At 40.6% G+C, this 22,460-nt stretch carries 25 protein-coding genes; all 25 read right to left on the reverse strand.

From position 1 onward, the window contains the following. Window positions 1–16 precede the first annotated feature (16 nt). Window positions 17–379 (reverse strand): response regulator, encoded by a 363-nt coding sequence (locus FBF75_RS01490; protein WP_007499584.1) that lies wholly within the window; start codon window positions 377–379, stop codon window positions 17–19. Window positions 380–406: 27 nt separating this feature from the next. Continuing rightward, window positions 407–1,528 (reverse strand): flagellar motor switch phosphatase FliY, encoded by a 1,122-nt coding sequence (gene fliY, locus FBF75_RS01495; RefSeq protein WP_007499588.1) that lies wholly within the window; start codon window positions 1,526–1,528, stop codon window positions 407–409. Further along, complete coding sequence (gene fliM, locus FBF75_RS01500; RefSeq protein ID WP_007499590.1) at window positions 1,518–2,516, reverse strand: flagellar motor switch protein FliM; 999 nt, start codon at window positions 2,514–2,516, stop codon at window positions 1,518–1,520. The genes fliY and fliM overlap by 11 nt, the downstream gene beginning before the upstream one ends. Window positions 2,517–2,548: 32 nt before the next feature. Continuing rightward, window positions 2,549–2,977, reverse strand: coding sequence for a flagellar basal body-associated protein FliL (fliL, locus tag FBF75_RS01505; RefSeq protein WP_007499592.1), 429 nt, complete (start codon window positions 2,975–2,977; stop codon window positions 2,549–2,551). Then, complete coding sequence (gene swrD / locus FBF75_RS01510) at window positions 2,974–3,189, reverse strand: swarming motility protein SwrD (RefSeq protein WP_008344794.1); 216 nt, start codon at window positions 3,187–3,189, stop codon at window positions 2,974–2,976. Before swrD ends, fliL begins: the two co-directional genes overlap by 4 nt. 37 nt (window positions 3,190–3,226) lie before the next feature. Continuing rightward, window positions 3,227–4,018 (reverse strand): flagellar basal body rod protein FlgG, encoded by a 792-nt coding sequence (gene flgG, locus FBF75_RS01515; RefSeq protein ID WP_017359086.1) that lies wholly within the window; start codon window positions 4,016–4,018, stop codon window positions 3,227–3,229. A gap of 21 nt (window positions 4,019–4,039) precedes the next feature. Further along, complete coding sequence (flgD, locus tag FBF75_RS01520; protein WP_060781056.1) at window positions 4,040–4,483, reverse strand: flagellar hook assembly protein FlgD; 444 nt, start codon at window positions 4,481–4,483, stop codon at window positions 4,040–4,042. Next, the gene (locus tag FBF75_RS01525) at window positions 4,483–5,805 is read right to left on the reverse strand and encodes a flagellar hook-length control protein FliK (RefSeq protein WP_081114480.1); all 1,323 of its coding nucleotides are present in this window, start codon (window positions 5,803–5,805) and stop codon (window positions 4,483–4,485) included. Before FBF75_RS01525 ends, flgD begins: the two co-directional genes overlap by 1 nt. Then, window positions 5,806–6,492, reverse strand: a complete 687-nt coding sequence (locus FBF75_RS01530) for a MotE family protein (protein ID WP_007499599.1) — start codon at window positions 6,490–6,492, stop codon at window positions 5,806–5,808. A 12-nt stretch (window positions 6,493–6,504) separates the two neighbouring features. Then, a complete protein-coding gene (fliJ, locus tag FBF75_RS01535) occupies window positions 6,505–6,948 on the reverse strand; it encodes a flagellar export protein FliJ (RefSeq protein ID WP_024720352.1) in 444 nt (147 codons plus the stop codon). A gap of 8 nt (window positions 6,949–6,956) precedes the next feature. Continuing rightward, the gene (gene fliI / locus FBF75_RS01540; RefSeq protein WP_008344803.1) at window positions 6,957–8,273 is read right to left on the reverse strand and encodes a flagellar protein export ATPase FliI; all 1,317 of its coding nucleotides are present in this window, start codon (window positions 8,271–8,273) and stop codon (window positions 6,957–6,959) included. Continuing rightward, the gene (gene fliH, locus FBF75_RS01545) at window positions 8,270–9,034 is read right to left on the reverse strand and encodes a flagellar assembly protein FliH (protein ID WP_017359090.1); all 765 of its coding nucleotides are present in this window, start codon (window positions 9,032–9,034) and stop codon (window positions 8,270–8,272) included. The genes fliI and fliH overlap by 4 nt, the downstream gene beginning before the upstream one ends. Beyond that, window positions 9,027–10,043 carry a flagellar motor switch protein FliG gene (fliG, locus tag FBF75_RS01550; protein ID WP_008344808.1) on the reverse strand — a complete coding sequence of 339 codons (1,017 nt, stop codon included), beginning with the start codon at window positions 10,041–10,043 and terminating at the stop codon, window positions 9,027–9,029. Before fliG ends, fliH begins: the two co-directional genes overlap by 8 nt. 11 nt (window positions 10,044–10,054) lie before the next feature. After that, complete coding sequence (gene fliF, locus FBF75_RS01555; protein WP_081114479.1) at window positions 10,055–11,647, reverse strand: flagellar basal-body MS-ring/collar protein FliF; 1,593 nt, start codon at window positions 11,645–11,647, stop codon at window positions 10,055–10,057. A gap of 50 nt (window positions 11,648–11,697) precedes the next feature. After that, window positions 11,698–12,015, reverse strand: coding sequence for a flagellar hook-basal body complex protein FliE (gene fliE / locus FBF75_RS01560; protein ID WP_007499609.1), 318 nt, complete (start codon window positions 12,013–12,015; stop codon window positions 11,698–11,700). A gap of 11 nt (window positions 12,016–12,026) precedes the next feature. Beyond that, window positions 12,027–12,479 (reverse strand): flagellar basal body rod protein FlgC, encoded by a 453-nt coding sequence (gene flgC, locus FBF75_RS01565; RefSeq protein WP_007499610.1) that lies wholly within the window; start codon window positions 12,477–12,479, stop codon window positions 12,027–12,029. After that, the gene (gene flgB, locus FBF75_RS01570; RefSeq protein WP_017359092.1) at window positions 12,479–12,868 is read right to left on the reverse strand and encodes a flagellar basal body rod protein FlgB; all 390 of its coding nucleotides are present in this window, start codon (window positions 12,866–12,868) and stop codon (window positions 12,479–12,481) included. Before flgB ends, flgC begins: the two co-directional genes overlap by 1 nt. Window positions 12,869–13,156: 288 nt before the next feature. After that, window positions 13,157–13,936: a GTP-sensing pleiotropic transcriptional regulator CodY gene (gene codY / locus FBF75_RS01575; protein ID WP_007499612.1), complete on the reverse strand. Its 780-nt coding sequence runs from the start codon at window positions 13,934–13,936 to the stop codon at window positions 13,157–13,159. Between the two features lie 34 nt (window positions 13,937–13,970). Then, the gene (gene hslU / locus FBF75_RS01580) at window positions 13,971–15,371 is read right to left on the reverse strand and encodes an HslU--HslV peptidase ATPase subunit (protein ID WP_017367242.1); all 1,401 of its coding nucleotides are present in this window, start codon (window positions 15,369–15,371) and stop codon (window positions 13,971–13,973) included. A 16-nt stretch (window positions 15,372–15,387) separates the two neighbouring features. Continuing rightward, window positions 15,388–15,933: an ATP-dependent protease subunit HslV gene (hslV, locus tag FBF75_RS01585; RefSeq protein ID WP_007499614.1), complete on the reverse strand. Its 546-nt coding sequence runs from the start codon at window positions 15,931–15,933 to the stop codon at window positions 15,388–15,390. Between the two features lie 14 nt (window positions 15,934–15,947). Further along, window positions 15,948–16,865: a tyrosine recombinase XerC gene (gene xerC, locus FBF75_RS01590; protein ID WP_007499616.1), complete on the reverse strand. Its 918-nt coding sequence runs from the start codon at window positions 16,863–16,865 to the stop codon at window positions 15,948–15,950. Between the two features lie 62 nt (window positions 16,866–16,927). Continuing rightward, window positions 16,928–18,232 carry an FADH(2)-oxidizing methylenetetrahydrofolate--tRNA-(uracil(54)-C(5))-methyltransferase TrmFO gene (gene trmFO / locus FBF75_RS01595; RefSeq protein WP_007499618.1) on the reverse strand — a complete coding sequence of 435 codons (1,305 nt, stop codon included), beginning with the start codon at window positions 18,230–18,232 and terminating at the stop codon, window positions 16,928–16,930. A gap of 70 nt (window positions 18,233–18,302) precedes the next feature. Next, the gene (topA, locus tag FBF75_RS01600) at window positions 18,303–20,378 is read right to left on the reverse strand and encodes a type I DNA topoisomerase (RefSeq protein ID WP_136944384.1); all 2,076 of its coding nucleotides are present in this window, start codon (window positions 20,376–20,378) and stop codon (window positions 18,303–18,305) included. Between the two features lie 194 nt (window positions 20,379–20,572). After that, complete coding sequence (gene dprA, locus FBF75_RS01605) at window positions 20,573–21,475, reverse strand: DNA-processing protein DprA (protein WP_041090524.1); 903 nt, start codon at window positions 21,473–21,475, stop codon at window positions 20,573–20,575. 63 nt (window positions 21,476–21,538) lie between these two features. After that, window positions 21,539–22,441: a succinate--CoA ligase subunit alpha gene (sucD, locus tag FBF75_RS01610; RefSeq protein WP_007499624.1), complete on the reverse strand. Its 903-nt coding sequence runs from the start codon at window positions 22,439–22,441 to the stop codon at window positions 21,539–21,541. Window positions 22,442–22,460 lie beyond the last annotated feature (19 nt).

A 22,460-nucleotide genomic window follows, 5' to 3' on the forward strand; every position in this document is an offset into this window, starting at 1 on the left:
AGTCTTACACCCTTTTTTAGCCTAACGTTTTATTAATTGCTTCAAGTACACGGTCTGCCTGGAATGGCTTCACGATAAAGTCTTTTGCACCTGCTTGAATGGCATCAATAACCATTGATTGTTGTCCCATCGCTGAGCACATAATGATTTTTGCAGAAGCATCGATTTGTTTTATTTCTTTTAATGCTGTGATCCCGTCCATTTCTGGCATTGTGATATCCATTGTGACTAGATCAGGAGATGTTTCTTTATATTTTTCAACAGCTTGTGCGCCGTTTTCTGCTTCTCCTACTACATCAAATCCGTTTTTTACAAGAATATCCTTAATCATCATTCTCATGAATGCTGCATCATCTACGATTAATACCTTAGTAGCCATTTACTTATTCTCTCCCTATATGTTTGTTTATTTTAAATTAGAAAGTCTTTCAGACTGACTTAAAATGTCAGTCACACGTACACCAAAGTTCTCATCAATGACAACAACTTCTCCTTTGGCGACGATTCGTTTGTTGACCAGAATGTCGACTGGCTCACCTGCAAGTTTGTCCAGTTCAATGATACTTCCAGCGGAAAGTTCAAGTACTTCTTTCACACTGCGCTGCGTTCTTCCAAGCTCCACTGTAATGGAAAGTGGAATATCCATCAGCATATCAAGATTACCGAGCTGACTTGTTGTATGCTGAGGCTCACTGAATGCCTCAAATTCAACTGGCGCCACATTGACAGGTTCTGCCGGCTTTGGCTTCGCCTGTCTTTTCGGCGGTGCCGATTGCTGCATAGGAGCAGATTGTGCTTGCGGAGCAGCCTGCTGTGGTTCAGGTGCACTCTGAGGTGCTTCTTGAACCGGCTCTTCTTCCGCTGGGTCTGTTAATTCTGCAATCAAATCTTTCGCAAACGTAATAGGGTAAAGCTGCATAATATTTGAATCTATGAGTTCACCTATCGTTAATCTAAAGGACACTTTGACAAGCATCTCTTCAGCTGGAATGCGGTCTGTGCCTTCTCCTTCTTTCACATCAAGCAACTCAACGCGAGGCGGAGAAATATCAATCTTTTTATTAAAGACTGTTGACATGGACGTCGCTGCTGAACCCATCATTTGGTTCATCGCTTCTTGTACTGCACTTAAGTGAATTTCACTTAACGACGGGTCAGCATTTGTTCCATCTCCGCCCATCATTAAATCCGCAATGACTGCCGCATCGGTTTGCTGGATGACAAGCAGGTTACTAGCGCTGAAGCCTTCCGTATAATTCACTTCAATGGCGACATACGGATGAGGAAATTCCTCATTCAGCTTGCTTTTTTGAATCACTGTGACAGTTGGAGTTGTAATCTCCACTTTTTGACTTAATAGGGTTGAAAGTGCTGTTGCAGAGCTTCCAAATGATATATTTCCGATTTCCCCAATGGCATCTTGTTCCATTGCAGAAAGGAGTGTATCAGGCTCTATATCGTCATTGCTGCCTCCTTTAAGGAGCGCATCGATTTCATCTTGTGATAATTTACTTCCGTTATTCTCCATCTTCTTCACCTCTTATGTCGTGATCTAGAATTTGAATCGCCTGTTTCCGATTCACGCGGCCGGCCTGTCCCAAGAATTTCGGTTTATTTCCGACCATAACAGTAAGAGGCGCATTTACTGGTTTGTCCAAGGCAATACAATCACCAATTTCCAAATTCAAAAACTCTTCCACCGTCATTTCCGATTGTCCAAGCTCTGCGACTACCGGTATTTTCGCCGTCATAATCCGTTTTTCAATGGCCTTTGTTTCTTCTTTTTTCGGTTCATTTCGTTCCGATTGCATCCAGTAGTGTACAGACAGCTTCGGAATAATAGGCTCTAATACTACGTGAGGAATACAGAGATTAATAACCCCGCTTACCTCACCAATTTGTGTATTAAGAGAAATGACGACAACTGTTTCGTTTGGTGACACCATTTGAACAAACTGGGGATTTACCTCGAAATCTGCCATTTCTGGCTCGATGTCGGTTATGGACTGCCACGCTTCTCTGTAGTTTTCCAAAGCTCCCTCAAACATGTTTGAGATAATCTTTGTTTCGATTTCTGTCAGTGATTCTGTCTTATTATGACTAATGCCAATCCCACCCATCAGCCTATCCATCATGGCATAGCCAATCGTTGGGTTCACTTCAAGCATGATTCTTCCTTCAAGCGGACTGACGTAAAATAAGTTTAATAATGTCATATTAGGAATCGAACGAATAAATTCTTCATATGGCACTTGGTCAACCGAGCTGACAGAAATTTGAATATATGATCTTAGCTGCGCTGAAAAGTGTGTGGTAAGCAGTCTAGCGAAGTTATCATGAATTCTTGTTAAACTTCGAATCTGGTCTTTTGAAAAGCGCAGTGCACGTTTAAAGTCATACACTTTCACTTTTTTCGTCGTTTCTTCTTTTTTCAGCTCTTCTGCATCCATTTCGCCTGTTGATATGGCGGATAATAATGCGTCGATCTCATTCTGGGAAAGCACTTCTCCTGACATTTCTTCACCTCCATCGTGTCAATTAATCGCCTCTATTGCAGATTAAAGGAGGTTATATAAACTTCTTTCACCTTGCCATCTTGCAAATAGTTATTCACTTTGTTTTTGACCTGTGTTTTAAAATGTTCTCTGCCTTTTTTGCCATCAAGTTCATCTGCATTCGTGTCTGATAAAATATCGATCACAGCATCTTTCACTTGGAAGCTTCTTTTTTCAAGCTCTTCTTTGGCTTTTTCTGAATCTGTTTCAATATTTAGTACAAGTTTAACCGCATTTCCTTCAGATTTTAAATTGGTCACAATCTCAGGAATTTCAACAGAAGCTTTTACGACTTCATCTGCTGTTGGCTCTTTTTCTGCTTTTGCTTCGTCTGACCCATTCACCAGAAAGACAATACCTGCTCCAATTCCGACGATAGCAATAATCATGATTAGCATTACTACGACTAATTTCTTCTTCATTCAAACTCCTCTATTCCTTGATTCAATGAAATGACTTGGATTTTTCTATAGAAAGAAATGATTTTCTCCTGAAGCTGCTCTTCATCTTCTTTCACAACGAATTTCTTTCCATTGGCGAGTGTAATGGTCGTATCTGGAAAGCTTTCGATTTGCTCGATATGGAGAGCGTTGAGCATAAATCCTTTGCCATTTAATCTTGTCACTTCAATCATATTAAGCAGAGAAGCGATAAACCGCTCCCCCTACCTCCTATCGTTTCAGATTCACAAGTTCTTGCAGAATTTCATCAGATGTTGTGATCGTCTTTGCATTCGATTGGAATCCACGCTGTGCGATAATCATTTCTGTAAACTCGTCTGTTAAATCAACGTTTGACATTTCAAGTTTACCTGTTTGGACGACGCCCGTTCCTTGTTCACCTGGTACGATTGGATTACTTGGAGCACCTGAGCTTAACGTTTGGCGGTAAAGGTTGTCACCAACTTTGTCTAGCCCTCCTGCGTTACGGAAAGATACGAGTGATATTTGACCAACGGTTCTTGATACATTGTTTTCAACAACCGAAATCGTTCCATCTGGACCAACACTTACACTTGAAACACCGTCTGGAATCGTTATCTTTTGTCCATTCATTCCAAGTAGATAATTTCCATCAGGGGTGACTAAGCTTCCCTCTGAATCAGTGTCGAAATTTCCTGTTCTTGTATAAAGAACTTCTCCTTGAACTTCAATACGGAAAAAACCATCTCCATTGATATAGAAGTCGTAAGGTTCATTTGTATTTTGAGAAGATCCCGCTGACATGATTTTATCGATTGAAGATAAAGATGACCCTAAACCAATTTGCTTTGAGTTGATTGAACCAGAGTTGTTCGTTGGCCCACCAGAACTTCCAATGGTTTGGCTGACCATATCTTTAAACGTGATACGGCTTTTTTTGTATCCGTGTGTGTTGACGTTGGCTACGTTGTTGGCTACAACATCTAATTTTGATTGGAAGTTTTTCATTCCACTAATTCCTGAGTAAAGTGAGCGTAACATTTATTTTCCTCCTCGATTTGCTTACGATTTTTCTCCAACAGTTGTAACGTCCCAAGGGCTGATTTTCGTTCCATCTTCTAAATATAGGAAGTATTCATTGTTTATGTTTTTCACAGACTTCACAGTGCCAGATATGTCTTTATCATCTTGTTTGCCTGCTACTTCTTTACCAATCCAGCCTACATATGTCGTAAATGGATCTTGGTGTGCAACAAATGTAGACATGATCTGATTCATTTTGGTGATAGATTCGTTCATATTCATTTGCTGTTCTAAAGAAGAAAATGTTGCAAGCTGTGTGACAAACTCACGGTCATCAATCGGGTTTGTCGGATCTTGGTTTTGAAGCTGCGTAAGCAAGATTTTCAAGAACTGATCTCGGCCAAGTGTATCTGTTTTCTTTGCTGCGGTTGAAGAAGTGTCCGCTTGTGCGGCTGTTCTATTCGTCGCATCAACAGTTGCCATTAGATCTCCTCCTCTTCTTCTTCTGATCCAACAAGCGCATCCAGTACATCTTGGAATTCAGCTTCCTGTTCATCAGGCTGCTGGAAACTTTGTCCTTTTGATGGCTGCTGCTTGCCTTCCTCATTAAATTGTCCAAAAGACGGCTGCTCATTTGACTGAAGCGGTATATGGAAACGGTCAACTTGAACCGACATATTCGGTAACGCCTGCTTGAGCTGCGGCAGATGATGCTCGAGCAGCTCTTTTGCTGCTTGCGTTGAAGCTGTAATTTTACTCGCATACATCCCGTTTTGTTTCGTTAGCTGGATGGTAATAAACCCTAGATTTTCTGGATTTAATCGTACGGTAAACCGTCCGCTTGAATTGCCAAATGGTGTGAACTTCATTTGTTTCCACGTATTTAAAATCTGCTGATCAACCGTGCCTGGCTTTTCGTCAGTTGTTTGCGTCTGCTGCATAGGAGCAGTTGATTGCAGTTGGAAAAACTGTTTATGCCCTGGAAGCAGCGTATGGGTGATTGTTTTTTCAGAAGCAGGTGCCGCAGTGCCTTGACCTTTGATGACTTCTTTTTTCATAAGCCATTCAAGTGAGGCAGCACCTTTTGCTGGAGATGAGAAGGAAGATTCTTGCCTTGGAGCAACCATTTCTTTTAACTCTCCTAAGGAAATTTTCCACTCTTTATCTGACCCTTTCGCATTCGCCATCATATGATCGATTAACTGATTAAAGTGTTTCAGCTCGCTTTGCGACATATTATTTAGCTTAGGTGCCGATCCTTGCGAGAAAAACTGCTCTTTCACTTGTTGAATGAGCTTTTCATCTGCTCCGTTTTTCGTTAGAAACTTGATGAAATCTTCACCTTTTGCTTGAATATCCTGTACAAGTTTTGCATCAAAGCTCACCGGCTGTTGATTCAGTATTTGATATAAGAAAAAGTGGACTTGTATGAGCTGTTCACTATGTTCAGCAACTGGCTTCTCATCCTGATCGCCATAGATTACCGATTCCATCTTTTGAAATAGCTCTTCAAGTGACTTTAAGTCAGCCCCCTCAAGCTTTTGACCTTGCAGCGCCTGAAGTGCAGCAAGAAGATCTCCATCTATTCCTTCTTCAGGTGATTGCATCCATTTTTCAATGATTTGCATCGCATCATTCATGGATAGATTGGTTTCCGCCGGCTGAGAAATAGCTGGACCACTTTGAATACCTGCGCCATTTAACAATTGTTTAAACAGGCCGCGAGCAGATACTGCCCCCTCTCCCTTTAGTCCCGAGAGACCTTGGGAAGATTGCTGTAAGGCTCCAATGTCCAATAGCTTCACTTATTGTCCACCTCCATTTTCACTTTCTTCTTTTTTGGCAAGCTCCTTCGTGAACGTTGCTGCCTTCTGAGGTGTCAGTTTTGCTAATATGTCCGTCAGCTTATTTTTACTCAGCTCTTCAAGGATCTTCAAAGCTTCTTTATCACTTAGCTCTGATAGAATTTTGGCAGATTTCCCTGCATCCATGCTTTCATAAATGCTGGCGACCTTTCCTTTTGATTGCTGATTAGAAGATGCTGACGAATCAGTTGAAGATCCTGATGCGTTATTACTTGATGATGTACTGTTTGATGAACTGTCACTTGCTGACGTGTTCTCTTTATCAGATGTTTTTTCAAGTGAATTGATTTTTTGATTCAATCGTTTAATCTCTTCATCACTTGTCTTCAAGTCTTTTTGAGCAATTTCAAGTTCATTCTCTTGTTCTTTAATCGTCTTTTTCAACGCTTTCAACTCTGTATCACGTTGATCGTTATTTGAAGATGACGTTTTTGATGTGTCATCTGATCCAACCAAGCTGCTAATCCCCGGAATGTTTTGGAGCGGTTTCTTTAGATCATAACCTGCCATATAAAGGATTGTGCCCGTTACAATCACAAGCACAACCAATGGGATAATGACAATAAACAAGATCCATTGAAATTTACCGCCGCCGCTTGATTCCTTTGTTTTTTCCTTCTTAGGCATTCATCTCGACTCCTAATGTCCTTGAAACATGAATTGGCTGATAGAGATATCATCCATTTCTTTCATTTCAATTGCCTTATGTTCAAGGGAGAACTTTTCAAATTGCTTTTCTTTCATTTTTTCAAACTTTTTAAACTCAATATTTTTTTCTGTTAAATCAGATTGTTTTTCATTCATTTGATGGCGTTTCATGATCACAAGCTGCTGATAATGATGAATGGTGTTATCTAAGTTCGTCACAAATTGCTGATAATGACGCATTTCTTGAACACTCATCCCACTTCTCAGCTTTTCTTCTTTGCTCTTTTCCATTAGCTCTTTTTTACTCATATTTTCATAGAGTTTTTCAGCGGCTTGCTCAAATGCTGAAACGGATTGTTGATACGCTGCGAGTGATTTGTCTTTTTCACTTTCTTTCAATTCTAAGAGCTTTTGAAATTTGTATTGATATCTCACTGTTTTTGTCAATCCTCTCTATTCATCAAACTGAGCAATATCCTCACGCTGTCTTCAATCGATACAGCCTCTTCAACGTCCTGCTTCAAAAATGAAATCAGTTGTGGGTAAGCTTGCATGGCCTCATCAATATCTTTAGAGGAGCCTTTTTTATATGCTCCAATGTTAATGAGGTCTTCAGCGTTTTGATATGTGGATAAAAGCTGGCGGAACCGGTTAGCCGCTTCCTTGTGATCATGACTTGCGATATTACTCATGACACGACTGATACTTTTCAGAATATTGACAGCTGGAAACTGTCCTTTGTTGGCCAGTGCACGATCAAGTACTATGTGGCCATCTAAAATCCCCCGCACTGTATCAGCGATCGGCTCATTCATATCGTCACCATCAACAAGCACTGTGTAAAACGCTGTGATGGAACCAAGTTGATTTGTACCAGTTCGTTCTAACAATTTTGGCAGTATAGCGAACACTGAAGGCGTATATCCTTTTGTTGTTGGCGGTTCGCCTGTTGCAAGTCCTATTTCCCGCTGTGCCATGGCGACCCTTGTGACAGAATCCATCATAAACATGACATTTTTGCCTCTGTCTCTGAAATATTCGGCAATAGCTGTTGCTGTATAGGCTGCTTTTAATCTTGTCAGTGCGGGCTGATCTGAAGTTGCGACAACAACAATCGAACGCTTCAGTCCTTCAGCTCCTAAATCTTTTTCGATAAACTCGCGAACTTCACGTCCACGCTCTCCAACAAGTGCAATGACATTGAGATCCGCTTCTGTCTGCTTGGCAATCATCCCCATCAAGGTACTTTTACCAACACCGCTTCCCGCGAATATGCCAATTCTTTGACCAGTGCCGACTGTGAGCAAGCTGTCGATCACTCTGACACCAACGCCCATTTTTTCACGAATAGGCGGTCTGTCCATCGGGTTTGGAGGAGATTGTTCTGTTGAGACAGGTGCAAGTCCTTTAGGAAGCATGCTGCCATCCAGTGGATCACCGAAGGCATCAACAACCTGCCCGATTAAACCAGTTCCTACTTTGACCTTTAACGACTCACCTGTTGCTTCAACAAGACTGCCTGGTGAGATGTTAGAGGCTTCTACATAGGGCATGAGCAGAATGTTTTCATCTTTAAAACCAACGACTTCTGCTTTGATCGGATGATTCTTACTCCCTTTTTTGTGAATAAGACATACATCACCGATTGAGCTTTCTGGCCCCTTGGACTCGATCATCAGTCCAACAACTCGATTGACTTTACCAAAACGTTTATAAGGATCGGCGGTTTCAATCGTTTCTTTTAGCACATCTATGTTCATTTGTGATCACCTGAATCAATGACTTCTAATAACTTTTCTTTTAACTGATTCATTTGGGTATCAACACTCGCTTCCACTTTTCCAAAGCTTGTTTCGACGTAACAAGTACCTTTTGGTGCTTTTTCATCCGAGTAAATGGCAAGATGTGTATTCTTTTGAAGGATTCTATTTAATTCATCTTTATATTCCATCACATGTTCGTAATGTGCAGGGTCGACATAGATGGAAATATCGTCATATTCTTTCACTTCTGAAATGACCTGCTTCACTAGCGTTAAAAATTGTTCTTTTGTGTCCTCAGCTGCATTCCATACTCGTTTAGCGAGCTCAAAGGCAAGTTCGACAATTTCTTCAGCAGAGCTTTCGATTTTTGCTTCATAGTCCTGCTTTGCAAGGCTGACAATGTCATTCGCTTGATCAAGAATCGATTGATACTGTAAAGTCGCATCTGCTTCGCCCTTTTGAAAACCATCTTGATATCCTGTTTGTTTCGCTTCTTCAATGAGCTGTACTCTTTCTGCTTCAAAATCAGCTCGCCGCTGATTGATTTCAGCCATTGTTTGTTCCAGCTCACGATTTGCTTGTTCTAAAATACGGCTTGCTTCATCTTGTGCATCACTTAATACAAGCTGAGATGCTTCTGTTTCGTTGACAAGCTCTTCTTCGTGATGTTCTCTTTTGAATTCCACTTGCTGCAAGGGAATGGTTTGACGGCCTTGTTCAGGAATAACAGATGTTTCATGTTTGATAATCCTAGACAATGATATCGTCTCCTCCACCTCGAGCTATGACGATTTCTCCAGCCTCTTCAAGTCGTCTTACGATGCTGACAATACGAGTCTGTGCTTCCTCGACATCTCTAAGCCGGACAGGTCCCATAAACTCCATTTCTTCTTTGAACGTTTCGACCATACGCTGCGACATGTTGCGGAAGACAATTTCTTTGACTTCTTCGCTTGCCACTTTGAGTGCAAGTAGTAAATCGTCATTTTCAACATCTCGAATCACGCGCTGAATGGCTCTGCTATCAAGAGTGACAATGTCTTCAAAGACAAACATACGTTTCTTAATTTCATCAGCAAGCTCAGGATCTTGAATTTCTAGTGTATCTAAAATGGTTTTCTCCGTTGCACGGTCTACACCATTCAGGACTTCGACTACCGCTTCGACTCCGCCCGTTTGGGTATAATCTTGCGTAAAGGTTGAAGAGAGCTTTTGTTCAAGAATACGTTCCACCTCATTGATGATCTCTGGAGATGTGCGGTCCATTAAAGCAATTCTTCTTGCAACCTCAGTTTGTACTTCCTCGCCTAACTCAGATAAAATCTGTCCAGCCTGTACTGGATCTAGGTAGGAAAGAATGAGCGCAATAGTTTGTGGATGCTCATGCTGGATAAAGTTTAAAATTTGCTCTGGGTCAGCCTTTCTAGCAAAATCAAATGGTTTCACTTGAAGTGAGGATGTTAAGCGATTTAAGATGCTGTCCGCTTTGTCCTCACCAAGCGCTTTTTCAAGCACTTGTCTTGCGTACATCAGGCCGCCTTGTGATATGTAGTCCTGCGCGATGGCAATGCTGTGAAATTCTTCGATGATCTCATCTTTTTTAGCAGTATCTACACTTCTTACATTTGAAATTTCTAATGTTAATTTTTCTATTTCGTCTTCAGACAGATGTTTGTATACAGATGCTGACACGTCTAGCCCTAAGGAAATCATTAGGATTGCTGCTTTTTGTCTGCCTGTTAGTCGATTTGGATCTTTTCTCGACATGTGTATTCCTCCTAATCCTCGGACAGCCAGCTGCGTAGCAATTTAGCAAAGTCTTCTGGTTTATCTTTTGCCATTTTTTCAAGCTGATTTTTTCTCACCATTTCTTCTGTTTCTGGCTCAGTATCGATATCAGGAACATGAATTGGTGTACGTTCATCAAACTCAAACTCTTCTTCCTCTTCTTTTCTTCGCTTACGTACGAGAAGGATAATGAGAGCGATAATGGCAAGTAGTAGCACACCGCCAACAATATAAACCCAAATCGGAATATTGTTTGAAGGGTTTTCTGCTGCCGTTTGCTGTTTACCGTCTAATTTTGATACAGATAAAACGATTTTGTTATCTAAGTCAGCTTGAGTGAGCGCTTGACCGTTTGTGTATTCTTTATCAATCGATGTACTGATGATGGTTGAAAGAATTTTTTTAATATCATCCTGCCTTTCAGCAGTTAATGAGGTCGGATCGTTTGCAGTAGGTGGTTCAACCAGTGCCTGAATGCCGACGTCTCTGATTTTATAAGGACTTTCTTTGATATCTTTATGAATGCGGTTGACTTCATAATTGATACGATCTTCGCTCTTTTCGTAATCTCCGCTTCCATTCGTTCCATCGGCACCTTGATAATTTGTGACATCATCGTCACCTGTTCCAGCGGTGCCTCCAGCTGCTGCGCCATTACCTGAATAAGTTTCAGCAATCTTTTCAGCGCTGACAGCAATTCCTTGCATGTTTTCTTGATCAACTGGTTCGACAAGATCTTCTTTTCTTTTTTCTTCAGTAAAATCAATGTCTGTAGTGACCGATACGGCAACTTTCTCTTGACCCATCATCGTTCCAAGCAGCTGTTGAATTTTTCGTTGAAGATTCTTTTCAATCTCCTCTTTTTTCTGCTGCTGTTCATCCATTCCACTTGCATAGGAATCTGAGCTGCTGTTTAAGTCATAGTAGTTGGAATCTTGGTCCATAATGACAATGTTTTCTGTTTTTAAATTCGGCACACTTTTTGAAATAAGATGATAAAGGCCTTTTACTTGTTGCTGAGTAAGCGTGTAGCCTGGTTGAACTTGCAGCACAATTGATGCTGATGCATTACTTTGCTCTTCTCCAACAAAAACGGAATCTTTTGGCAGGTTAATCATAACCTTTGAATCTTTAATCCCATCAATCGTGTTGATCAGATTGGATAGTTCTGTCTGAGTTGCGTCTACTTTCAGAACATCAAATTCATTATCTGTTAAACCGAAGCCGGAATTGTTCGCAAAGAAGGAGTAATCAATATTCCCCGTTTTAGGAAGCCCTTCTGATGCAAGTGTTACTTTTAAAGTGTCTGCTTGCTTTTCTGGAACTAAAATCGTCGTTCCGTTATTTGCAAGTTCCGATTTAACGTTTTTGCCATCCAGTTCCTGTTTGATTTGTCCTGCTTCTGCCTCAGACAAATCTCTAAACAACGGAACCATTTTTTCAGAAGAAGCAAAGATGCTAACAACCGTAATAATGATTGCTAGGGCAGCTACGCCGCCAATCATGAGTATTTTTTGTAATTTTGATCGATTTCGCCAAAACTCAACTGTTTTTGTTCTTAATTGCATTAAAGTACGATTCATCTTAACCCCCGGTCATTCCATTCAGTCTATTTTTTGTCCACCAGCACCTCCTACATCTGCATTCTCATAATCTCTTGGTACGCTTCGACTGCTTTATTCCGAAACTCGGTTGCAGCTGTGAGTGTCACACTCGCTTTTTGTGAAGCAATCATGACTTCATCGAGATTGACATCTTTCCCTTGTGCGAGAGCATTCGTATACTGGTCTGATTTTAGCTGTGATTGATTTAATGCCTCAATGGAATTCTTCAGCACATCAGAGAAATTCGTTTGACTTTTAGGTGCAGCCGCCTGCACAGACGATGCATTCGTCAATTCACTTGCTTGCTGAGCGGTTTGAAGCTGGAAAGGAGATATTGCGTTAACCAATTCTTTTCACCTTACTTTCCTATTTCTAAAGCTTTCATCAGCATGCTTTTATTCGCATTCAGCGCAGTCACGTTTGCTTCATATGATCTTGAGCTGCTGATGAGATCAACCATTTCCTTTAATGGATCAACGTTTGGTGTTTGAACATATCCATTTTCATTGGCATCGGGATTTGTAGGATCATATTGAAGGTTGAATGGAGTTTCGTCTTCAGTAATTTTTGTTACTTTGACGCCGTTTCCTAATTTGCCGCTCGAATTCATGCTTGAGTTCAATATAGATGAAAATGATTCACCTGACGGCTGTAATGTGACGAGCTTGCGTCTATAAGGCTCCCACTTGCCATCAACCTGTTTCGCTCTTGTTGTATCCATATTTGCAAGGTTTGAGGATACAACGTCCATTCTGAGCCTCTGTGCTGTTAATGCTGAGGCCGAAGCGTTAACGCCTGAAAAAATCGACATCACTTACCTCCTGTCAAAACTGTTTTAAGAGAATTGAACTTTCCGCTCATTCTTTCAACCAACGCATTATACTGAATTTGGTTTTTAGCGAGTTCACTCATCTCTTGATCAATATCGACATTATTTCCGTTTTCTTGATAAGAAGTACGGTTACTCGAAACAACTGAATAATTAGACCCTGTTTTAGAAAAATCAATGTGACCTTGGTATGTTTTTTTAGCATCTAATTTGATTGACGCATCATTTAGCATGTCGTGGAATGCAACTTTTTTAGACTTGTAGTTCGGTGTGTCTATATTCGCGATATTATTGCTTATGACTTTTTGCTTAACATTCGCTCTGCCTAAGGCATTCTCAAGGTTGCTTATCGTTCCAGAAAATATATCCAAAACCATATACCTCCAATCATATGTATTTCATTCCATTTAATCATGTCGAGATTTGTAAAACCATATGTTCATTGTAAGAAATAATAGGATTAAAGTCTATGATGTAATTGTAAAAAAAACTCGTAATATATATCTATTTTACGAATAGGTATAAAGACCTAGATTCAAAGCACTACAGAATTGTAAGGGGTTTCTTGGGAAAAAGAGTGTCATTTTTCGGACAAATCCTCTTTTTTTATACAAAAAAACCCTTTTCAGCGTTTATTTCGGCCGAAAAGGGTTTTTTGATTAGTGAGATTTTAAATTTTCAAGTTCAATTAAAAATTTGTTGTTTAATACTTTAATGTATGTTCCCTTCATTCCAAGAGAACGAGATTCAATAACGCCTGCACTTTCTAATTTACGAAGTGCGTTTACGATCACTGAACGAGTGATTCCTACACGGTCAGCAATCTTACTTGCCACAAGCAGCCCTTCGTTTCCATCAAGTTCTTCAAAGATATGTTCAATCGCTTCAAGTTCACTGTATGAAAGAGAGCTGATCGCCATTTGAACAACCGCTTTACTTCTTGCTTCTTCTTCAATTTCTTCCGCTTTCTCACGAAGAATCTCCATTCCAACAACTGTTGCGCCGTATTCAGCAAGAATTAAATCATCATCTGTGAATGTATCCTGCAAACGAGAAAGGATTAACGTCCCTAAGCGGTCTCCGCCTCCGATGATTGGTACAATCGTTGTCAAACCTGATTGGAATAAATCACGGTTCTCAATCGGGAAAGCTGTGTACTCACTGTTGATGTCAAGGTTTGAAGATGTTTCAGGGACATTGAATAAGCTTTTTGTATATTCTTCAGGGAACTGACGATCTTCCAGCATTTTTTTCATACGTGCATTTTCAATCTGCTGGTTAATGGAGTAGCCAAGAAGCTTCCCTCTTCTGCTTAATACGAAAATGTTTGAATCAATGACATCTCTCAGTGTTTCTGCCATTTCTTTAAAATTAACCGGTTTCCCCGCTGCATCTTGCAGCATCGAGTTAATAATCCTTGTTTTTTGTAGTAACGCCATAATAATGATCCTCCTAGATTACTTTATTCATTTGTTAAAGTATAAATTGACTTAAGTCTTTGTTATTTGCAATCTTTCCTAGCTTCTCTTCTACATACTGAGGGGTAATGGTCACTGTTTCCATTGTAATATCAGGCGCCTCAAATGAGAGCTCTTCTAGCAGCTTCTCAAGTATGGTGTGAAGCCTTCTTGCACCGATGTTATCCGTCTCCTGATTGACGTGATAAGCCACTTCGGCAATCTTATGAATAGCATCGTCAGAAAATTCAAGAGATATACCTTCTGTTTCAAGTAAAGCCTTATATTGCTTTAATAACGCGTTATCTGGTTCCGTTAAGATTTTCACAAAGTCTTCTATACTTAATTTATCTAATTCTACACGGATTGGGAAGCGTCCTTGAAGCTCTGGAATCAAATCCGATGGTTTCGCCATATGAAAAGCGCCTGCTGCTACAAATAGAACATGATCTGTTTTCACAGCCCCATACTTCGTCATCACAGTGGAACCTTCTACAATCGGTAAAATATCACGTTGAACCCCTTCACGAGAAACATCTGCAGACGATGTACCACCGCTTTTGGCAATTTTATCGATTTCATCGATAAAGATGATTCCTTGCTGCTCTGCTTTTTGCACGGCTTCCTGACCGACTTCATCCATATCAATCAGTTTTGAAGCTTCCTCAGCAGTTAACGCTTTTCTCGCTTCTCTGACGGTCAGCTTTCTGCGTTTTTTCTTTTTAGGCATGAGATTGCTAAGCGCATCCTGCATGTTCATACCCATTTGCTCCATACCCGAGCCTTGAAGCATATCAAACATGGAAGGCTGCTGCTCTTCAACTTCAATCGTGACGTAATGGTCTTCAAGTTCACCCATCGCCAGCTGGTGCGCAATGCGTTTTCTCGTCGACTCAAGCTCTACTTCTTCACTTGAGTGATCTCGATCACTTTCATCAGCATCAGAACCACCAAACAGCATCTCAAAAGGATTTTTCACAGACTGACTTTTTTTCTTTCCAGGAACAAGTAGATGAACAAGCCGTTTGTTTGCTTGTTTTTCCGCTTCTTCTTGAACATCCTTCATTTTTTCTTCTTTGACTAGTCTGATTGCTGTTTCCACTAAATCTCTGACCATTGATTCTACGTCACGTCCGACATATCCAACTTCAGTAAACTTCGTCGCTTCCACTTTAATGAAAGGTGCACCAGAAATCCTTGCAATTCTGCGGGCAATTTCTGTTTTCCCCACACCTGTCGGACCAATCATTAAGATGTTTTTAGGAACGACTTCATCCTTTAGCTTATCATGTAAAAGACTTCTTCTGTAACGGTTTCTTAAAGCCACCGCCACTGCTTTTTTCGCATCAAGCTGACCAATAATGTACTGATCAAGCTTTTCAACTATCTCTCTTGGGGTGAACGGCTTTTTCTCCATACGTCTCATGTCCTTTCTATTCAAGCTCTTCTAAAGTGATTTGATCGTTCGTGTAGACACAGATTTCTCCGGCCGTTTCAAGAGCCGCCTTTGCAATCTCTCGAGCTGAGAGATGGTCACCTGCATGTTTTTTGAGTGCTCTCCCGGCGCTAAGCGCGTAGTTACCGCCTGACCCGATAGCCAAAATGCCATCGTCTGGCTCGATGACCTCTCCTGTTCCAGATACGAGCAGGATGCTTTCTTTATTCATGACGATCAGCATGGCCTCAAGCTGTCTGAGCATCTTGTCACTTCGCCATTCTTTCGCCAGTTCTACAGCTGCTCGTTTTAGGTTACCACCGTATTCTTCAAGCTTCGTTTCAAACTTCTCAAAGAGTGTAAATGCATCTGCAACTGAACCAGCAAAACCTGCGAGTACTTTGCCTCCGAAAAGACGGCGCACTTTTTTTGCTGTGTGTTTCATGACGACAGCCTGCCCAAAAGTGACTTGACCGTCTCCAGCCATCGCACTTTTTCCTTTATGTTGAACGGCAAAGATTGTGGTTGCATGAAATGATGACATGAAAAAACCTCCTTTTAGGATCGTTTAAAAGCCCTTGGGTGATGAGACATGTACGTTTTTCTTAAAGAATCTTTTGATACATGCGTGTACACCTGTGTTGATGATAAATTTGAGTGACCGAGAAGTTCTTGAACACTTCTTAAATCCGCTCCCTCGTTTAAAAGATGCGTAGCAAAGGTGTGCCTTAACATGTGTGGATGGATATGTAATGTGCCAGACGCCTTTTTCATTAATTCAGTTAGAATGAATCGAACGCCTCTATCTGTAAGAGGAGCTCCGCGCTGATTCAAAAACACATGTGAATCAGCACGATCCTTTCCCTTCACTTTCAGCTTCTGCCTTCCATCCTCTAAATATGTGGAGAGCGCTTCATGTGCATAAGATCCGAAAGGTACATACCGCTGTTTGCTGCCTTTCCCATGTACAAGCACTGTATCCATCGATAAATCAAGATCAGATTCTTTTAATGAACATAACTCACTGACCCTCATACCTGTTGCATAAAGTAGTTCTAAAATGGCTTGATTTCTTTGACCAAGCGGTGTATTTACATCAGAAACTGTAAATAGCTCTTTTAGTTCCTCTTCATACAAAAATGAAGGAATTCGCTTATCCTGCTTTGGTAAGCTAACGAGTAAAAAAGGATTTTCTTTCACAAGCTGTTCTCTTAATAAAAATTTATAAAAGCTGCGAAGTGCAGAGACTTTCTTACTAATCGTTCTTCTTGTAAGGCCTTTTTCATAAGCTTCTGTTAAATAAATTCTCGTATCTTGATAGGATACCTCTTCAAAACCGTCTATTCCTTGAATGTTCATAAATCTGACAAACTCTTCAATCGCCTCAGTATAACCTGAGATCGTTAAAGCTGAATAGTTCTTTTCAATCTGCAAATATTCAATGAATAAGTGGACAAGACGCTGTTTATCTGTCATTTTTACACCTCTTTAAGGCTTTTAAATGGTATCACATATCTTGCTTTCCGTGCAATGTTTTACTACAGAGATTTCGAAATAGTTTGAATAGTTTCGATTGCGCGTTTAGCGTACTCTGCATAGCGCTCTTGTTTGTTTTTAATTCGAACGCCAAGATCTTTCAGCAATCCAAAGTTTGCATTCATCGGCTGGAAGCTTTTCTTGTTTGTTGATGTGATGTAGTAAGCCATACTGCCAATCGCTGTTTCTTCTGGAAGTGTCACAAGCTCTTCTCCTTTAACAAAACGAGCTGCATTGATTCCAGCCACTAGTCCTGAAGCCGCGGACTCAACATATCCTTCAACACCAGTCATTTGTCCGGCAAAGAATAAGTCATCTCTATTTTTAAATTGATACGTCGGTTTTAGAAGGCTTGGCGAGTTAATAAATGTATTACGGTGCATCACACCATAGCGAACAATCTCTGCCTCTTCAAGACCTGGAATCAAACGGAATACTTCCTTTTGATCGCCCCACTTTAGATGTGTTTGGAAACCAACAATATTATATAAAGTACCTGCTGCATCATCCTGTCTTAATTGAACAACAGCGTAAGGTCTTTTTCCTGTTTTTGGATCTTCAAGTCCAACTGGTTTCATCGGGCCAAAGAGCATGGTTTTTTTTCCTCTTTTGGCCATGACTTCAATGGGCATACAGCCTTCGAAGAAGATTTCTTTTTCGAACTCTTTTAACGGCACAGTTTCAGCAGAAATGAGCGCCTCATAAAAACGATCGAATTCTTCTTCTGTCATCGGACAGTTTAAATAAGCCGCTTCCCCTTTATCATAACGTGATTTCAAGTACACTTTATCCATATCGATGCTGTCTTTCTCGAGGATAGGCGCTGCTGCATCGTAGAAATATAAATACTCTTCACCTGTTAAAGATTTTAATTCTTTTGAAAGTGCTTCTGATGTAAGAGGACCCGTTGCGATAATCGTCGGACCTTCTGGAATGCTTTGCACTTCTTCTTGAAAGACCGTCACATTCGGGTGATTTTTCACGCGGTCTGTGACGTTAGCTGCAAATTCATGACGATCTACTGCAAGCGCTCCACCAGCAGGAACCGAGCTTTCATCTGCTGCTGCGATGATTGCTGAATCTAAATGACGCATTTCTTCCTTTAAAACACCGACTGCGTTCGTTAAAGCATTCGCACGCAATGAGTTACTGCATACGAGCTCCGCAAATTTATCTGTGTGGTGAGCTGGTGTTTGTTTGACAGGTCTCATTTCATACAGATGGACTTTAATTCCGCGCTTGGCAATTTGCCATGCCGCTTCACTTCCTGCTAAACCTGCTCCGATCACATTTACAAATTGACTCATTGTACAACTCTCCTATTTCGTAAGTTCTATTTGATGACATAAAAAAGCAGGTGAACAAGGCTGCTCACCGCTATTTTTGTTGTTCCTCTTTATAATCACAGTTCACACATTGAACTTGAATGCCTTTTTTCAGCTTTTTCTCTACAAGCATATTTTCGCATTTTGGACACTTTCTTTCAATTGGTTTGTCCCAAGAAACGAATTCACACTCTGGAAAACGATCGCAACCGTAAAAAATGCGGCGCTTCTTAGATTTCCGTTCAACGATATTTCCTTCGTGACAAGTCGGGCATTTGACACCAATATCTTTGACAATTGGTTTTGTGTTACGGCAGTCAGGGAAATTAGAGCATGCCATGAACTTACCGTATCTCCCCATTTTGTACACCATTGGATGACCACACTCTTCGCAATCAACTCCGGCGTATTCAGGCTCAATCTCAACTTCCTGCATCTCTGCTTCTGCTTTTTCTACCCGTTTTGCAAAATCTTGATAGAAACTGTCGATAATGCGTACCCATTCAATCGTACCTTCTTCAACGCTATCAAGTTCTTTTTCCATTTTCGCAGTAAATTCTACGTTAATGATTTCAGGGAAGAATTCAATAATTAAGTTGAGCACAATCTCTCCAAGCTCTGTTGGAATAAACCGTTTGTTATCAAGTGCCACGTAGCCACGCTTTTGAATGGTATCTAATGTTGGTGCATACGTAGATGGGCGGCCAATACCTAGCTCTTCAAGGGTTTTGACAAGTCTTGCCTCAGTGTAACGTGGAGGCGGCTGCGTGAAGTGCTGCTCTGGTTCAATATCTTTTGAAAGAACGGTATCTCCCTCTTGCAGATCAGGAAGCATTTTGTCCTTTTCTTCTAACTGGTCGTCCTTCCCTTCAACATATACTTTCATAAATCCAGGGAATTTCACCTTACTTCCATTTGCACGGAAAGTAAGCCCGTTATTTTCAAGATCCACACTCATTGTATCAAGAACAGCTGGTGCCATTTGGCTTGCCACAAAACGTTCCCAAATCAATTTATAAAGACGAAGCTGATCTCTACTTAGCACATGTTTGACATCTGCTGGTTTTCTTAGCGTAGAAGTCGGACGGATGGCTTCGTGAGCATCCTGTGCATTTTCGTTCTTTTTGGCAGTACGTTTTGTTGTATTCAAGAAATTCTTGCCGTACGTTTGATCAATGAAAGCAGATACTTCTTCAATTGCCGTATTGGAAATACGTGTTGAGTCCGTTCTCATATATGTAATGAGACCTACTGTACCTTCTTTACCAAGATCAATTCCTTCATATAATTGCTGTGCAATCATCATCGTTTTCTTCGCACGGAAGTTTAGTTTTCTCGCTGCCTCTTGTTGTAAGGTAGATGTTGTAAACGGAACAGCTGGGTTGCGTTTACGTTCTTTTTTCGTCACTTTTTCAACAGAAAATTTGCTTTCTTTTAATTTCGAAAGGATTTCTTTTACATCTTCTTTTGTTTTTAGCGGATGTTTTTTGCCATTTACGCCAAAGAAACTCGCTTCAAAACTTTCTTTCCCTTTTAGGAAGGTGCCATCAATTGTCCAGTATTCTTCTGGTTTGAATTCATTAATTTCATTCTCGCGGTCAATAATCAGGCGGAGTGCAACTGATTGAACACGACCGGCGCTTAAGCCCTTTTTGACTTTCTTCCATAAAATCGGGCTGATTTTATATCCAACGAGACGATCTAAAATCCGTCTTGCCTGCTGCGCATCAACCAAGTCCATATTGATCATACGTGGATGCTTAAAGGAATCTTTAATTGCATCTTTTGTAATCTCGTTAAAGACAACGCGGCAATCTGAAGAGAGGTCAAGGTCAAGGCTGTGAGCTAAATGCCAAGCAATCGCTTCTCCCTCTCTGTCGGGGTCAGCTGCGAGATATACTTTTTTTGCTTTCTTCGCTGCTGTTTTTAATTCTTTTAAGACTGGACCTTTTCCTCGAATCGTAATATATCTCGGTTCGAAGTCATGCTCAGTGTCAACACCAAGCTGACTTTTCGGTAAATCCCTTACGTGCCCCATTGAAGCCTTTACTTTATACTTTTTTCCTAAATAACGCTCAATCGTTTTCGCCTTTGCTGGCGACTCAACGATGACTAAATAATCAGCCATACTCAAAATCCCCCTTAAGAGGTGTTCTCTCTTTATCCATTTCACAAATTTATATTTATGTTAATTGCACCTATCTAACAGGCAATCGTTAAAAATTCTTTATGATGAACATCATTATAAACACGAAAAACAAAGTGTAAACTTAAATCCTCACTATTATTAAATATTCCGATGTCTTTTGTCAAACGATATTTTTATGGGAGTTCAGTATATTGAACACCGCTCAAGGAGAATTCCTCTAAAATATCCTTCGTTGAATGAACAAGCTTGGCACCTTGCTGAATCAGTCTAGCTGGACCTATAGAATTAGAATCAAAGATCGATCCTGCAACAGCAAACACTTCTTTTCCTTGCTCTAATGCCTGATAGGCTGTAATAAGCGATCCGCTCTTTTCTTTGCACTGAACCACGATGGTTCCTCTTGTCAGGGCACTAATTAATCGGTTTCTCATTGGAAAATGCCATTTTTCTGGTTTGATATAAGGCGGATGCTCTGACAACAGTAAATGATGTTCTCCCATATATTGAGCCATTTGCACATGTTCTTTTGGATATACATGTTGAAAGCCGCCAGCTACAACACCAATCGTTTTTCCTTTTTTTCTTATGCACTCTTTGTGTGCAAGTCCATCAATTCCTTTTGCTAAACCACTCACAATCATCCAATCTTCCTCTACAAGTTCTCCAACAATTTTCTTCACGCACGCTTCTCCATAAGAGGATGGCACTCGTGTACCTACTACACCTAAACTTTTTTCTTCATTTAAATAGGTAACGTTTCCTTTTAGGAATAATACTGGGGGAGGATCATAAATGTGTTTTAGTGAGCTGGGATATAAAGGTGATGTGATGGGAATCATGTGAATATTTTGCTTTAAATAGGCTTGAACGATGTGTTGAAAAATGGGGAATTCATTTTCTTCAGCTTGTTGTAAGCGGGTAAAGTCGATCTTTTGTAATGATCGATCCTGTTTGAAATGATGTGTTTCTTCATTTATATATAGCTCAGGATCGACCTTCCACCATTTTGTTAACAAAGAGGGTGAGATGAGGCCTTTTAAGCGGTGAAAAATCATTCTTTCGGACACGTTGTACATACCATTCCTCCAGTTTAAGATAGAAAGAAGAAGACTTGTCAAAGAACAAGTCTTCTTGTGTCATTAATGCGTTTTACAAGCTTCGAAGAGATTCTTCTCTTTTAACACTTTAATTAAGGTTTCTCCCATGACAGATGGTGTCTCTGCCACTTCAATTCCACATTCACGCATTGTTTTTACTTTTTCATCAGCAGTTCCTTTACCACCAGAAATAATGGCACCAGCATGTCCCATACGTTTTCCTGGAGGCGCTGTTTTACCGCCAATAAAGCCGACAACCGGCTTGGTCATATTTGCTTTTACCCATTCAGCTGCTTCTTCTTCAGCAGTACCACCGATTTCACCAATCATGATCACAGCATGCGTTTCAGGATCTTCATTGAAGGCTTTTAATACATCAATAAAGTTCGTGCCATTGACAGGGTCTCCGCCAATTCCTACAGCTGTTGATTGACCAACACCAGCCTCTGAAAGCTGATGTACCGCTTCATATGTAAGCGTTCCAGAACGAGACACAACACCAACATGACCTTTTTTATGAATGTAGCCAGGCATGATGCCAATTTTACATTCTTCAGGTGTAATCACACCAGGACAGTTCGGTCCAACAAGCCTTGTCTTCTTACCTTCCATATAGCGTTTCACTTTAACCATATCCAGAACTGGAATGTGTTCTGTGATACAAATCACTAGATCCACTTCTGCATCAACAGCCTCTAAAATGGCGTCTGCTGCAAATGGTGCTGGTACATAGATAACAGAAGCATTTGCTCCAGTTGTCTGTACTGCTTCAGATACAGTATTAAATACAGGAACTCCCTCTACTTCAGTTCCACCTTTTCCAGGTGTGACACCGCCAACGATATTTGTTCCATACTCAATCATTTGTTTTGTATGGAATAATGCGGTTGAACCGGTAATCCCCTGAACAATTACTCTCGTATTTTTATTAATAAATACACTCATTTAGGTTCCCTGCCTTTCT

The organism is Bacillus sp. S2(2019), from assembly GCF_005144805.1.
GTDB classification, from domain to species: domain Bacteria; phylum Bacillota; class Bacilli; order Bacillales; family Bacillaceae; genus Bacillus; species Bacillus altitudinis.

Bases quoted from the DNA above. Each gene is read 5' to 3' on its own strand.
- FBF75_RS01490 (WP_007499584.1), bottom strand. From the start codon at position 379: ATGGCTACTAAGGTATTAATCGTAGATGATGCAGCATTCATGAGAATG.
- fliY (WP_007499588.1), bottom strand. From the start codon at position 1,528: ATGGAGAATAACGGAAGTAAATTATCACAAGATGAAATCGATGCGCTC.
- fliM (WP_007499590.1), bottom strand. From the start codon at position 2,516: ATGTCAGGAGAAGTGCTTTCCCAGAATGAGATCGACGCATTATTATCC.
- fliL (WP_007499592.1), bottom strand. From the start codon at position 2,977: ATGAAGAAGAAATTAGTCGTAGTAATGCTAATCATGATTATTGCTATC.
- swrD (WP_008344794.1), bottom strand. From the start codon at position 3,189: ATGATTGAAGTGACAAGATTAAATGGCAAAGGATTTATGCTCAACGCT.
- flgG (WP_017359086.1), bottom strand. From the start codon at position 4,018: ATGTTACGCTCACTTTACTCAGGAATTAGTGGAATGAAAAACTTCCAA.
- flgD (WP_060781056.1), bottom strand. From the start codon at position 4,483: ATGGCAACTGTTGATGCGACGAATAGAACAGCCGCACAAGCGGACACT.
- FBF75_RS01530 (WP_007499599.1), bottom strand. From the start codon at position 6,492: ATGCCTAAGAAGGAAAAAACAAAGGAATCAAGCGGCGGCGGTAAATTT.
- fliI (WP_008344803.1), bottom strand. From the start codon at position 8,273: ATGAACATAGATGTGCTAAAAGAAACGATTGAAACCGCCGATCCTTAT.
- fliG (WP_008344808.1), bottom strand. From the start codon at position 10,043: ATGTCGAGAAAAGATCCAAATCGACTAACAGGCAGACAAAAAGCAGCA.
- fliF (WP_081114479.1), bottom strand. From the start codon at position 11,647: ATGAATCGTACTTTAATGCAATTAAGAACAAAAACAGTTGAGTTTTGG.
- flgC (WP_007499610.1), bottom strand. From the start codon at position 12,479: ATGTCGATTTTTTCAGGCGTTAACGCTTCGGCCTCAGCATTAACAGCA.
- codY (WP_007499612.1), bottom strand. From the start codon at position 13,936: ATGGCGTTACTACAAAAAACAAGGATTATTAACTCGATGCTGCAAGAT.
- hslU (WP_017367242.1), bottom strand. From the start codon at position 15,371: ATGGAGAAAAAGCCGTTCACCCCAAGAGAGATAGTTGAAAAGCTTGAT.
- hslV (WP_007499614.1), bottom strand. From the start codon at position 15,933: ATGTCATCATTTCATGCAACCACAATCTTTGCCGTTCAACATAAAGGA.
- xerC (WP_007499616.1), bottom strand. From the start codon at position 16,865: ATGACAGATAAACAGCGTCTTGTCCACTTATTCATTGAATATTTGCAG.
- trmFO (WP_007499618.1), bottom strand. From the start codon at position 18,232: ATGAGTCAATTTGTAAATGTGATCGGAGCAGGTTTAGCAGGAAGTGAA.
- topA (WP_136944384.1), bottom strand. From the start codon at position 20,378: ATGGCTGATTATTTAGTCATCGTTGAGTCGCCAGCAAAGGCGAAAACG.
- dprA (WP_041090524.1), bottom strand. From the start codon at position 21,475: ATGTACAACGTGTCCGAAAGAATGATTTTTCACCGCTTAAAAGGCCTC.
- sucD (WP_007499624.1), bottom strand. From the start codon at position 22,441: ATGAGTGTATTTATTAATAAAAATACGAGAGTAATTGTTCAGGGGATT.